Origin of the sequence: Streptomyces vulcanius, assembly GCF_042653945.1 — a bacterium.
GTDB lineage: Bacteria > Actinomycetota > Actinomycetes > Streptomycetales > Streptomycetaceae > Streptomyces > Streptomyces mangrovi.
The window spans coordinates 1-11,290 of record NZ_JBHSFK010000086.1 but is presented as its reverse complement, the minus strand read 5'-3'; the positions used below and the strand labels follow the sequence as shown (position 1 = coordinate 11,290).

At 71.6% G+C, this 11,290-nt stretch carries 13 protein-coding genes and 1 tRNA gene; 8 read left to right on the top strand and 6 right to left on the bottom strand.

What is annotated here, in order from left to right; genetic code table 11:
• Together ACFPIH_RS55605 and ACFPIH_RS55600 are read left to right on the top strand one after the other, a co-directional pair.
• The coding region (locus ACFPIH_RS55605) for a LuxR C-terminal-related transcriptional regulator (RefSeq protein WP_385879399.1) at positions 1 to 2,336 on the top strand (2,336 nt) is incomplete at its 5' end.
• 162 nt (positions 2,337 to 2,498) lie between these two features.
• Entirely contained in the window at positions 2,499 to 3,107 is a 609-nt protein-coding gene (locus ACFPIH_RS55600) for a helix-turn-helix transcriptional regulator (protein ID WP_381187806.1), read from the top strand.
• Positions 3,108 to 3,209: 102 nt separating this feature from the next.
• Here ACFPIH_RS55600 and ACFPIH_RS55595 read toward each other — a convergent pair whose 3' ends face one another.
• Positions 3,210 to 3,398: a hypothetical protein gene (locus ACFPIH_RS55595; RefSeq protein WP_381187803.1), complete on the bottom strand. Its 189-nt coding sequence runs from the start codon at positions 3,396 to 3,398 to the stop codon at positions 3,210 to 3,212.
• 384 nt (positions 3,399 to 3,782) lie between these two features.
• Between ACFPIH_RS55595 and ACFPIH_RS55590 the strand changes: the two genes are divergently transcribed.
• From ACFPIH_RS55590 to ACFPIH_RS55580, 3 genes are all read left to right on the top strand, one after another.
• Positions 3,783 to 4,061 (top strand): hypothetical protein, encoded by a 279-nt coding sequence (locus ACFPIH_RS55590; RefSeq protein WP_381187800.1) that lies wholly within the window; start codon positions 3,783 to 3,785, stop codon positions 4,059 to 4,061.
• A 102-nt stretch (positions 4,062 to 4,163) separates the two neighbouring features.
• Positions 4,164 to 4,568, top strand: coding sequence for an ANTAR domain-containing protein (locus tag ACFPIH_RS55585; RefSeq protein WP_381187797.1), 405 nt, complete (start codon positions 4,164 to 4,166; stop codon positions 4,566 to 4,568).
• Positions 4,565 to 4,921 (top strand): PRC-barrel domain-containing protein, encoded by a 357-nt coding sequence (locus tag ACFPIH_RS55580; protein ID WP_381187794.1) that lies wholly within the window; start codon positions 4,565 to 4,567, stop codon positions 4,919 to 4,921. The genes ACFPIH_RS55585 and ACFPIH_RS55580 overlap by 4 nt, the downstream gene beginning before the upstream one ends.
• A 47-nt stretch (positions 4,922 to 4,968) precedes the next feature.
• Here ACFPIH_RS55580 and ACFPIH_RS55575 read toward each other — a convergent pair whose 3' ends face one another.
• From ACFPIH_RS55575 to ACFPIH_RS55555, 5 genes are all read right to left on the bottom strand, one after another.
• Positions 4,969 to 5,685 carry a GAF and ANTAR domain-containing protein gene (locus tag ACFPIH_RS55575; protein ID WP_381187791.1) on the bottom strand — a complete coding sequence of 239 codons (717 nt, stop codon included), beginning with the start codon at positions 5,683 to 5,685 and terminating at the stop codon, positions 4,969 to 4,971.
• An 81-nt stretch (positions 5,686 to 5,766) separates the two neighbouring features.
• The gene (locus tag ACFPIH_RS55570; protein WP_381187788.1) at positions 5,767 to 6,540 is read right to left on the bottom strand and encodes an ANTAR domain-containing protein; all 774 of its coding nucleotides are present in this window, start codon (positions 6,538 to 6,540) and stop codon (positions 5,767 to 5,769) included.
• Positions 6,530 to 7,102 carry a hypothetical protein gene (locus ACFPIH_RS55565; protein ID WP_381187786.1) on the bottom strand — a complete coding sequence of 191 codons (573 nt, stop codon included), beginning with the start codon at positions 7,100 to 7,102 and terminating at the stop codon, positions 6,530 to 6,532. The genes ACFPIH_RS55570 and ACFPIH_RS55565 overlap by 11 nt, the downstream gene beginning before the upstream one ends.
• A gap of 95 nt (positions 7,103 to 7,197) precedes the next feature.
• Entirely contained in the window at positions 7,198 to 7,623 is a 426-nt protein-coding gene (locus ACFPIH_RS55560; RefSeq protein WP_381187783.1) for an STAS domain-containing protein, read from the bottom strand.
• Between the two features lie 344 nt (positions 7,624 to 7,967).
• Positions 7,968 to 8,040: transfer RNA gene (locus tag ACFPIH_RS55555), tRNA-Thr, on the bottom strand.
• Between the two features lie 219 nt (positions 8,041 to 8,259).
• Between ACFPIH_RS55555 and ACFPIH_RS55550 the strand changes: the two genes are divergently transcribed.
• The 3 genes from ACFPIH_RS55550 to ACFPIH_RS55540 all read left to right on the top strand — a co-directional run bounded on the left by ACFPIH_RS55550 (position 8,260) and on the right by ACFPIH_RS55540 (position 11,170).
• On the top strand, positions 8,260 to 9,345 hold the full coding sequence (locus tag ACFPIH_RS55550) for an ABC transporter ATP-binding protein (protein ID WP_381187780.1): 1,086 nt from the start codon (positions 8,260 to 8,262) through the stop codon (positions 9,343 to 9,345).
• Positions 9,346 to 9,520: 175 nt separating this feature from the next.
• Positions 9,521 to 9,994, top strand: coding sequence for a hypothetical protein (locus tag ACFPIH_RS55545; protein WP_381187777.1), 474 nt, complete (start codon positions 9,521 to 9,523; stop codon positions 9,992 to 9,994).
• A gap of 444 nt (positions 9,995 to 10,438) precedes the next feature.
• Positions 10,439 to 11,170, top strand: a complete 732-nt coding sequence (locus ACFPIH_RS55540; RefSeq protein WP_381187774.1) for a nucleotidyltransferase family protein — start codon at positions 10,439 to 10,441, stop codon at positions 11,168 to 11,170.
• Positions 11,171 to 11,290: the final 120 nt, after the last annotated feature.

Sequence of the window (11,290 nt, the reverse complement as noted above, 5' to 3'; positions counted from 1 at the left end):
CCCCGTACCCCTCCCCCGAACCCGCCCCCGCCCCGAACCCGCCGGCTCGCGGCCCCGCCGTGCGCACGATCGTGCTGTCGCGGCTGCGGCCCGAAGACGTCGGCACCTGGCTGGCGCAGCGGTTGCGGGCGGTGCCCGACGCCGATCTGGTACGGCGGGCCCACGGGCTGAGCCGCGGCATCCCCGGGGCACTCGACGCACTGCTCGTCGAGTGGGCGGCGCAGGGCGCGATACGCGTGGTCGACCGGCATGCGTTCCTGGCCACCGGGGCGCCGGTCCCGGTGCTGCCGGACGACGACCGCCACGTCGCGGCGCTGCGGGCGCTGGGCGAGCCCTGCTGGACGGTGGCCGGGGCGCTGAGCGTCCTGTGGCCGCTGGGCCGGCCTGCCGCGGCGCTGGTCGCGGCGTCGACCGGCCTCTCCGCCGAGGCCGTCGGCGAGGGCATCGGCGCGCTGCTGGACGAGGGCATCGTGGACGACCTGCCCGGACCGGACGGCGCCGCGTCGCGCGGGTGGACGTTCCGCCTGCCGCTGATGGCGCACACCGTCCGGGAGCGGCTGGGCCCCTTCGACCGCGCCCGGCTGTCCGCCGCCGCGGTCGACGCGCTGTGGACGGCCGGTACCCCGGCGGGCCCCGGGGTCCCGCCGGCGATCCTCGCCGAGGCGGACGCGGTGGCCTACCTTCCGGACCGGATCGCCGACGCCGGCCTCCTGGTCGACCGCGAACGCGCGGTGGCGGAACTGACGGCCGCCGCGGGAGCGCTGTACCCCGACCACGAGCGCCGGGGGATGGTGCGCTGGTTTCTCGGAGCCGTCCGTCTCATCGAGGAGCCGTCGGCCCGCGAACGGGCGGTACTGCGCTGCGCCCAGGCCGCCTTCGGCTGCGGTGACTTCCGGATGGCCCGGGCGGCGGCGGAGCGGATCGTGAACGGCCCGGCCAAGGGCCTCGACCCGCTGACGCTCCACGAGGCCGCGACCCTGCTGGTGGCTGCGGCGGCCGTCGAGCAGGACTGGCCGGCGCTGTCCCGGATGGGCACGGCGGTGTGGTGGGACGGACTGCGGCTGCCCGCCCTGGCCACCGTGTCCGGCCGGGTCCAGGCGCTGTGGCAGCTGGAGAAGTGGCAGGAGGCGCTGGCCCTGCTCGCACAGACCGAGGCGGTGTGGCAGAGCACCCCGGGCACCCGCTCGCTGCTGGAGTTGTTCGGCCGGGTCGGGGAGTTCGTGCTGGGCCGGCCCGAGCGGTTCAGACAGGATCTGGCCCTGCCGGAGGTGCCGGACGTGCCTCCCAACAAGGCGTTCGCGCAGAACATCGCCCAGTTCGACGTACTGCTCGGCATCGGCGACCTGCGCGGGGGAAGGGACCTGCTGTCCGTCCGGGAGCTGACACCCGAACTGCTGCCCGAGTCCAGCCGGTTCCTGTTGCACCACCTCGAGGGGCGGTGGGACGAGGCGCTCGCGCTGGCCCGTCGGATCCTGGTCAACGGCAGGGTGCTGACGGTCGTCCCCGGACACCGCCTGCTCCCCGCCCGGACGGCGGCCATCCTCCTGGCGCGGGGACGCGTCACCGGCGCCGACCGGCTGATCAGCACCGTCCGCGGGCAGCTGGACGGGCCGCTCGAACACGTCCTGGACCACGTCGACGCCGAGGTACTGCGCACCCTGGGCGATCTCGACCGGGCCGAGCGGGTACTGCGGCGCGGCCTGCGCGCGGCGGACGAGCGCGGATCCGTCTACTGCACCGACGAGCTGTGGGCCTCCCTCGCCGCGGTGCACGCGGAGACGGGAGACACCGGCCGGGCGGCGGCCTGCCTGACCCGCCTCGAACAGCTGGCCGAGCAGATGGACAGCGGACGGACGCGGCTGCTGTATCTGCTGACGTCCGGCAGCGCCGTGCGGCCGGGCTCCGCGGACGCCGGCCGGCAGCTGCGCGAAGCGGTCGACCTGGCCCGCTCACGCAGCCAGCCGTTCGAGACGGCGGTCACGCTCTCGGCCGCCGCGCGCGCGAACGCGGGCCCGGCGAAACTGCTGCACGAGGCGTACGAACTGTTCGGCGAGACGGGCGCCGCGCTGTGGCGTTTCCACACCAGGACCGCGATGCGCGAGGCCGGTCTTGTCGTACCCGGCCGCGCGCAGGCCATGGCGGAGAACCAGCGGCTGCTGGCCACCCTGCTCGCCGAGGGCCTCACCAACCGCCAGATCGCCCAGGTGCTGCGGCTGAGCGAGGACGCGGTCGCGAACCGCCTGTCCAGGCTGTTCGCACGCACCGGTATGCGGTCGCGCACGGAGGTCGTGACAGCCGTGCTCACGGGCGGTCCGCTCACCGGGGACAGCCGCTGAACCGCTCATGCCAGTTTTCCCTGCCGTCAACGGACGATGTGCCTCCGGAAGCGAATCGGGGCAACCCCGCATGCCACGATCGGCCTCCTGAACCGCATGGACCGACTTGAGTTCCCGATTGGGGGGCCGATGCCTCAGCAGGTGCTCACCGAAGCTGTGCGCGTGGCGATTCACTCACCCGACCCCATCATCCGCGCCGGGCTGGTCAGCTACGTCAGGGACGACCGTCGCACCTGCGAGGTCCCACCGGACAAACAGCAGGAGGCCGACGTCATCGTGGTCGCCGTGGAGAACGCGGACGCGGCGGCGCTGGAGCTGCTGAGCAGTCTGTCCGACCGGCCCGACGTGTGTTTCGCGCTCATCGTGGGAAACCAGTGGCAGGCCGACATCTCGGCCGCGGTCGACCGGGGGGTCCGCGCCGTGCTCTGGCGGGACTCCTTCAGCCCCGCCGGTTTCATCCGCACCCTGCTCGCCCTCGCGGAGGGCGGCGGCAGCCTCCCGCACACCCTCCAGGGCGCCCTGATGCAGCGCATCCAGTGGGTGCAGCGGGAGGTCCTCGACCCACGCGGCCTGGCGGCGTCGGGAATCGCCCCGCGCGAGGTCGACGTGCTGCGGCTGGTCGCCGACGGCAAGGAGTTCGCCGAGATCGCGACGAAGCTCTCGTACTCCGAACGCACCGTCAAATACATCCTGTACGGCGTGATGAAGCGCATGCGGCTGCGCAACCGCGCCCATGCCGTCTCCTACGCCATACGCGCCGGACTCATCTGACCCGCACCCGGTCGCGGTCGGCCTCAGCGGCTCTCCCCCGGCGGAAGCGCCGACCGGCCCGGAGTTCGCGGAGGCGGGCGCCGAACCCGAAGACCACCGGGATCAGCGGGTGTCGACCCTGAGGGGTTCTGAGGGCTGGGCAGGGGTCGCCGGGGTGAACGAGGCCTCGGCGGGGGCTTCGGCCGGCCTGGCCGGCGGCGTCGGCAGGATGCGGTCCTCCCACCAGGACATGGCCATCACGACGGCGAGCAGGACGAAGGGGGTCGAAGCGGGAACGATCAGTACGTACATGTGTGCGGCCTGGTGTGGGATGGCGTGCGACGCTGCGGGCAGCAGATCGGTGCCCGCTCGGGGCGCATCGAGGCTCGCCGGGATCGCGCGACGACGGGCGCGTGCGGAAAGCGCCTCGCTCGTGACGCGGCGGGGGTTCCGGCACCGATGCGCGGGGTGCGCCCTCTGGGGAGCGCGCTGACGGTGCGACGCTGCCGGGGGCACGGGCGGCACTTCGCACGCTAGCCCTCGCCGCGGTTCCCCGACAGGTGTGAAGCAGCCATCCGTGCCGGAGCAGGAAGCGCTCACGTCGGACGGTATCCGCAGCCTTTGTGCAGGGCTACGCTGTGGGTGAGGCCCGAGTCCCCGGTTTTGACGCAGTGTTCCGCTCCCGGGAGGCCCGCCGTGTTCGTCCTGCTCCTCATCCTCATCGTGCTTCTGCTCGGCTTCGGCTTCCTCCATCCCCTGTGGTGGGTGGCCTCGGCGGTGCTGGTCTATGCCGCCGCCCGGCACGGCCGCGATCGTGGCGGAGGCCAGGGCCATGACGGCGGTACCGATCTCGGGGAGTACCGGGGCTACCGGGAGCGCCGGGAGCGTGAGGAACGCTGGGACCGCCGCTACAGCCGCCAGAACCGGGCGCGCTGGAGGCGCGAGGACCGTCGGGACCGCGAACACCGCGAGTGACCCGTGAACAGTCCGGAACAGTCCGGAACAGTCCGGCAGCCAGAGGCTCCGGGGCGGCTTCAGCCGGGCCGGACACGTCGAGATCACCAAGAGGTGCATGCCATGCGACGCACAAACGTGGTCCAGGACGAGTGGTGGGATCCGCGGGCCGAAGCCACATGGGGGCACGCGACGGCTGGGCAGGACGTCCTCGCGCTGCGCGCCGAGAACGATCAGCTGCGGCGGACGCAGGCCGGCTGTGCGGTCATCGATCAGGCCTGCGGCATGGTGATGGTCCTGGCGCCCTGCCGCTGCGGGCCGGCCAGGAACCTGCTGGTGGACATGTCGCAGCAGTGCGACACCAGACTTCCGGAGGTGGCTGCGGCCATGGTCGCCGCCTGGGAGGGGGAGCCGCTCTCCTGGCGGATGCAGCGGGCGCTGCGACGGGCGCTGCGACGGCTCTACGCGGAAGACAGAGGGTGCGGTTCGCCACCGGCGGATGAGCCGTCCGGAAGGGGAAGGTCATGATTCACGCAGCCGACATCCGAGAATGGCGCGACCTCGATGTCGTCGACACCGAGTCCCACAAGATCGGTGTCCTGGAGGCGGTCTATGTGGACACCACCACCGATGAGCCGGCCATGGCCACGGTACGGACCGGACTGCCCACCCGGCGCCGTCTGGTCTTCGTCCCTCTCGAGGACGCGATCGCCGGACCGGACTATCTCAGGGTCGGCTATGTCAGAACGCTGGTGAGGCAGGCCCCTTCGATCGGCACCGACGACGTGCTGCCCGCCGAGCAGGAGGAAGCGATCTTCAAGCACTACGGCCTGCCCTACGAGCCCGGCGCGGCCGGCGAACGGCAACTGGCGCGCCGCTGACCACCTGGGACGAGAAGAGCGGTGGCGGGCCCCCGCCGGGGCACGGGTCAGGACCCGAGACCGGCGAGGGGTTCGGAGTCGTCGATGAAGGCGCGGGCCACATCGGCCAGGCGCCGGTTGTGGGCGCGGGCGTAGCCGCGCAGCGCGCTGAACGCCTGCTCCATGTCGATGCCCTGGCGTTCGGCGAACTTCCCCTTGGCCTGTTCGATCAGCACCCGGCTGTTCAGTGCCGTCTGCAGCTGCTCGTTGAGTACCGTGCTGCGGTGGGCGGTGCGTTGTTGCAGCAGGCTGATGGTGGCGACGTCGGCCAGCGCCTGGGCGATGAGTGTGGCGGTCGGGTCGAAGGGGCCGGGCGCGGCGCGGAAAAGGTTCAGGGCGCCCACGGTCTCGTCCCGCAGGCGCATGGGCAGGGCCTGGACGGCCCCGAATCCGCTGCGGTGGGCCGCCGTGACAAAGCGCGGCCAGCGATCGACCTCCCGGGTCAGGTCGTGGATGATCACCGGTACGCCGGTGTGGAAGCACTGGAGACAGGGGCCTTCGTCGTTCTGGAGCTGGAAGAGTTCCAGCAGACGCACCTGTTCGTCGGAGGCGGCCATGACGCGGAGTTTGCCGTCCCGGTCGGCGAGCAGCAGCCCGGCGGCGCTCGCGTCGAGCATGCCGACACAGCGGTCGGTCAGCAGGCGCAGGAAGTCGATGAGGTCGAAGTCGGCGACCAGGTTGTCGGCCAGCTCGACAAAGGTCTTGGCCAGAAGCTGTTCATCCATCGTGGGCACCCTCGATTGAGACCGGTCCCTGCCCGAAAAGGGCGGGAAGTAAGGCGCGTTCCTCGCGCCGGCGGTGATACGTCACGTTTCCTCCTCGGCCCGATCCGGCTCCGCGTCCGGCTCCGCGTCCGGTGGGAAACGAAGGCGACGGGCCACCACGTCCGCGGCCACGTCGGCGAGCCGGCGTCCCTGCGCATAGGCGTGGGCGCGGAGCCGGACGAAGGCTTCTTCGATGCCGACTCCGAGCTGGACCGTGAGCATCCCGCTGGCCTGGTCGATCTCCGCCCGGTACGCGCCCAGGTCCTCGAAGCCGCGCTCCGGCACCGGTCCGTCGGCAGGCGCGCCCGTCTCGCCGATCCTCGCACCGAGCAGGAGGACGGTCGCGAGATCGGCGAACGCCAGTGCGTCGGCCAGTTCCTCCGTGTCGAGTACGGTCGGAATGCCGGCGTACAGGTCCAGAACTCCCGGGCTGATCGCCCCCATCTGCAGGGGGAGCGAGAACACCGCGCGGGCTCCGGCCTCCAGGGCCGCATCGGCGAACACGGCCCAGTGATCCTGCAGTTCGACGGCGAGCAGATCAGGTGTCAGGACGGCCGAGCCGCGTAGATGGGCGTCCACGCAGGGCCCCTCGCCCAGCGTGAGCTGGAGCTCCTCCAGTCGCTCGCTGATGCCGTCGGTGCTGCACAGCGGATGGCTCGCCGCGGTGCGGGACATCGCCGACAGTCCGGCCCCGCCGACCGGCAGCGCGGCCACGGCCGCGGTGCACACGTCCACCACACCGACCCGGGCACCGCGTTGGGCCGCCTGTTCGGCCACCAGGACCCGGATGCGGGCCGACCGGCTGTCAGGGCCCACCCGGGCCACCGCCCCCAGGCATCGCGCCAAGGCCCTCCAGCCTCGCCGTGGTGCGTTCCCCGAGGGGAAGTACCAGCGCGCGGAACGTGGTGGGGCCGGCCGGCCTGCGAAGCTCTCCGATGTCCAGCCACCCCCAGGAGCGGAGCGCGGCGAGGGCCTTGCGGTCGGCGCGGTCCACCAAGGTGGCGCCGAGTGATGCCTGGTGGTCGGTCAGCAGCCTCTCCTGCACCTGCCGGGCGAGGCCACGGTCCTGCGGATGTGGCCGGATCAGGATGTCGGCGAACGCGAAGACCCTGCCGGACAGGGTGAGTTGCCCGACGCCACGCGGCAGCGCTCCGTCGAAGCCGAACCACCAGGAGCCGTCGCCGCGTACCGGGAATCCGAAGGCGCATCCCATCAGGCTGTCCGTCTGGGCGACCACCATGGCGAATCCCGGTCGGCGCATGTACGCGATGAGACCGTCCGAGAAGTCCTGGCGGCTGGGACGGCGGTACGCATCACCCGGCGCCGACGCGCGGGAGGCCGTATACAGGTCCGCCAGATCCTCACGCAGGCCCTCCACCAGCCAACGGTTCAGCCGGCGCAACCGCGTCCGAGCCATGACGGAGGGCTCGCCGACCCCGGGCTTCGGCGACGGTCCGTGCCCGGGACCGGCCGTCATCGCACATCGCCCAAGAGAACGGACGTGAGCGGGACGGACCGGTGCCGCGGGGCTGGAAGGGGCGCGGCCGGGGTGTCGCCGAGCGGGGGTGGCAGGTGGCCGAACGGAAGGCCGAGGAGCAGGAACCCGCAGTCGGCGAGGTCGAGAATCCGAGCCAGCGTCGTCGGCGGGTGGTGCAGCCGCAGGGTCCCGCCCACCACGGTGATCCGCTGCGCGGCGCGGAGGAATTCGTTGAGCCCGCTGCAGTCGCAGAAAGTGACCTGTGTGAGGTCGACGTAGATGGTGCGGATACCGTCTTGAAGGCACCGCTCCAGGGACGCCCGCACCAACGGCGCGGATTCGAGGTCGATCTCACCGCCCAGGGTGATCAGCGCCCGGTTCCTTCGGTCATGGCGGTGGACGGTCAGCTGTGCAAGGGACATGACGCCTCGGTTCGGAAGACCATCCGGGAGCCGGCACGTCGGTACCGGAGTTCCGGCCCCGGGTGTGCTCCCGGCAGGGGCGTACGTTCGGCGGAGGCAGAGCGACGGCCGGTCCACAGCCTGTGTGGCAGGACGGAGGATCCACCCGGTTCCCTCCAGGGGTGCGCCGGGTGACAGACGAAGAGTCCGCACCCCGCAGCGATCTGTGTTCAGGAACTGCATGCCGCCGGGGTCTGGGACGTCTGCACAGCAGCATAGTCCTCGCATCGGGTGGTGAACCGTCCGAAGCGGCCCGATCCCAGGATGTGGGCGCGAAAACGCGGCCGTGAGGTGTCGCTTCTCGGAGCCCCCTGTCGGACTCGAACCGACGACCTTCGCTTTACAAGAGCGGTGCTCTACCAGCTGAGCTAAGGAGGCATGCACGCAGGTGGGTCGTGTGCGTGCCCGTGCAGTGTACCCAGGTCGGCTGGGCGCCCTGTCGAAAATTTCCGCGAAGTTCACATGCCTCCGGGTACTGACAGATCCCGCGAACGCAAGGTAGCGTCCTGAGCCAGTTCACTCCGGTGGACTACACCACCACCTTCCTACAACGGATCGTCCGGCACGTTCCTGCCGGTAGAAGGGGGCCTCAGAGCCATGGCCACTGTTACGTTCGACAAGGCGACCCGGGTCTACCCGGGCTCCACGAAGCCCGCCGTCGACGCCCTCGAGATCGACATCGAGGACGGCGAGTTCCTCGTCCTCGTCGGCCCGTCCGGCTGCGGCAAGTCCACCTCGCTCCGCATGCTCGCGGGGCTCGAGGACGTCAACGCCGGCGCCATCCGCATCGGCGAGCGCGACGTCACCCACCTGCCGCCGAAGGACCGGGACATCGCCATGGTGTTCCAGAACTACGCGCTCTACCCGCACATGTCGGTCGCCGACAACATGGGCTTCGCGCTCAAGATCGCCGGCGTCAACAAGGCGGAGATCCGGAAGAAGGTCGAGGAGGCCGCGAAGATCCTCGACCTCACCGAGTACCTGGACCGCAAGCCGAAGGCCCTCTCCGGCGGTCAGCGCCAGCGTGTCGCCATGGGCCGCGCCATCGTCCGTGAGCCGCAGGTCTTCCTCATGGACGAGCCGCTGTCCAACCTCGACGCCAAGCTCCGTGTGTCGACGCGTACGCAGATCGCCTCGCTCCAGCGCCGTCTCGGCATCACCACCGTCTACGTCACCCACGACCAGGTCGAGGCCCTCACCATGGGCGACCGGGTCGCGGTCCTCAAGGACGGTCTGCTCCAGCAGGTCGACACCCCGCGCAACATGTACGACAAGCCCGCCAACCTCTTCGTGGCCGGCTTCATCGGCTCCCCGGCGATGAACCTCGTCGAGGTCCCGATCGCCGACGGCGGCGTGAAGTTCGGCAACTCGGTGGTGCCGGTGCAGCGCGACGCGCTCTCCTCCGCCACCGACAAGACGGTCACCGTGGGCGTCCGCCCCGAGCACTTCGACGCCTCCACGGAGTCCGAGACGGGCCTCGCGGTCGTCGTGAACGTGGTCGAGGAGCTCGGCTCCGACGCCTTCGTCTACGGCACCGCCCAGGTCGGCGGCGAGTCGAAGGACCTCGTGGTCCGCGTCGGCGGCCGTGACGTCCCGGAGAAGGGCAGCACGCTGCACGTCGTCCCGCGCGCCGGCGAGACCCACGTGTTCTCGACGTCGACGGGCGAGCGCCTCTCCGACTGATCCCGGTTCACCGAGGAAAGGGCCCCGCAGGCTGCTGCGGGGCCCTTTCCCGTGCCCTTCTCGGTGCCTCCGCCCTCGTATCCGTCAACGCCCTACCCAAAAAGAGGCACACCTTCATCCCCCGTCCGGGTGACTAAATGTCGCCATATCATTACCGGGCGCTACCCTCTCACGCGTGAAGCACTCCGCGAACCACTCCACCACCCAGCGCATGCGAAGCGGCCAGGGCGGCCCAGCCCGCCGGATCGGCCGCTCGCTCGCCCTCGTCCTGCCCGTCGTCATGGTGCTCTCGGGAACCCTCGCGGTCACCCGGGTCAACTGGTCGGGGAACCCTTCGGACTCGGTGCTCACCGCCTCCGACATCTCCACCGCCCACCGCACCTCCCACGGCTCCGCCGCCCAGGCCCCGGAGGAAGTCCTGCGCGACCAGCTGCTGGCCGAGCTCCAGGAGAAGGACCCGGGCATCGCCCTGACCCACCTCCAGGCCGCCGTGAACGGCAAGCCATCGCTGGCAAAGCACTGCGTCTCCATCGCCCGCGCCCTGGGCCGCGCCGCGGTCCGCGCGTACGGCCCCACACGCGCCCAGTCCTTCGCCCGCCCCGTCTGCGACACCTCCTTCGCCTCGGGCGTCCTCGCCGCCCACAGCTGAGCCCCGACGGCCCGTGTGCACCCCGCACCCAGCGGAACACCCCCACACGGGCCACCCGGCCCTCTCCGCCCCAGCCCCACACAGCCCCCTCCTCCGCCCCAGCCCCACACAGCCCCTCCGAGGCAGCCGCACACAGGCCGCCCCGGCCGCCCTCCGACACAACCGCACACGGCCCGCCCTCCGGCGCAGCCCCCACACAGACCAACCCCGCCGCCCCTCTAGGCAGCCGCACACGCTCCCGTCCCGGCCACCCTTCGAGGCCCCCACAGGCCAAACCCCGACGCCCTCCGGGACAGCCGCACACGGACCGCCCCCACCGCCCTCCGGCCCAGCCGCACACGGGCCGCCCCCCACGCCCTTGAGGGCAGCTCTTCGGGCAGCTCTTCGGGCACCCCTCGCGGCACCTCCTACGGCGCGGCAACCCGCGCCGCGTACAGTGCGGCCATGACGCACCCGCACGCCGTGTCCCACCCCACGCAAGCCGTCGTCCTGGCCGGTGGCCAGGGGTCCCGGCTGCGCCCGTACACCGACGACCGGCCCAAGCCGATGGTCGAGATCCCCGGCACCGGCACGCCCATCATCGGCCACCAGCTCGACTGGCTCGCCGAGGAGGGCGTCACCGACGTCGTCGTCTCCTGCGGCCACCTCGCCGAGGTCCTCCAGGACTGGCTGAAGTCGGCCGACCTGCCGGTGAACGTCACCACGGTCGTCGAGACCGAGCCCCTCGGCCGCGGCGGCGGCCTGAAGTACGCGGCGGCCCGGCTCCCCCACCCCGACCGGCCCTGGTACGCCACCAACGGCGACATCTGGACCCGTTTCTCGCTGCGCGAGATGGCCGGCTTCCACACCGAGCGCGACGCGGTCGCGACCCTCGCGCTGGCGCGTCCGCGCATTCCGTGGGGTGCCGTGAAGACCGACGGCTTCGGGCACATCACCGACTTCATCGAGGCCCCGCCGTCGACGTTCGAGATCAACGCGGGTGTGTACGTGTTCTCCCCCGAGTTCGCCGGACTGCTGCCCGAGCGCGGGGACCACGAGCGGACCACGTTCCCGCACCTAGCCCGCGAACGCCGGCTGGCGGGCTACCCGATCCCGCAGGGGGCGTACTGGCGAGCCATCGACACGGCGAAGGACCTCACGGAGGCCGCGAAGGAACTGGCCGCGCTGAGCCGGTGAGCGGTCCGCGGGCCCGTCGTGGCCGATCGCGCAGTTCCCCGCGCGCCCCTAAGACGGCGATGGGGGTGCCGGGACCGCGAGGAAAGCACCGGGGTCGTGGGACGGCTGCCGTGGTCTCAG

Coding starts and splice junctions, on each gene's coding strand:
- ACFPIH_RS55595 (WP_381187803.1), bottom strand. CDS start 3,398: ATGTACGTACTGATCGTTCCCGCTTCGACCCCCTTCGTCCTGCTCGCC.
- ACFPIH_RS55585 (WP_381187797.1), top strand. CDS start 4,164: ATGCGACGCACAAACGTGGTCCAGGACGAGTGGTGGGATCCGCGGGCC.
- ACFPIH_RS55580 (WP_381187794.1), top strand. CDS start 4,565: ATGATTCACGCAGCCGACATCCGAGAATGGCGCGACCTCGATGTCGTC.
- ACFPIH_RS55575 (WP_381187791.1), bottom strand. CDS start 5,685: ATGGATGAACAGCTTCTGGCCAAGACCTTTGTCGAGCTGGCCGACAAC.
- ACFPIH_RS55560 (WP_381187783.1), bottom strand. CDS start 7,623: ATGTCCCTTGCACAGCTGACCGTCCACCGCCATGACCGAAGGAACCGG.
- ACFPIH_RS55550 (WP_381187780.1), top strand. CDS start 8,260: ATGGCCACTGTTACGTTCGACAAGGCGACCCGGGTCTACCCGGGCTCC.
- ACFPIH_RS55540 (WP_381187774.1), top strand. CDS start 10,439: ATGACGCACCCGCACGCCGTGTCCCACCCCACGCAAGCCGTCGTCCTG.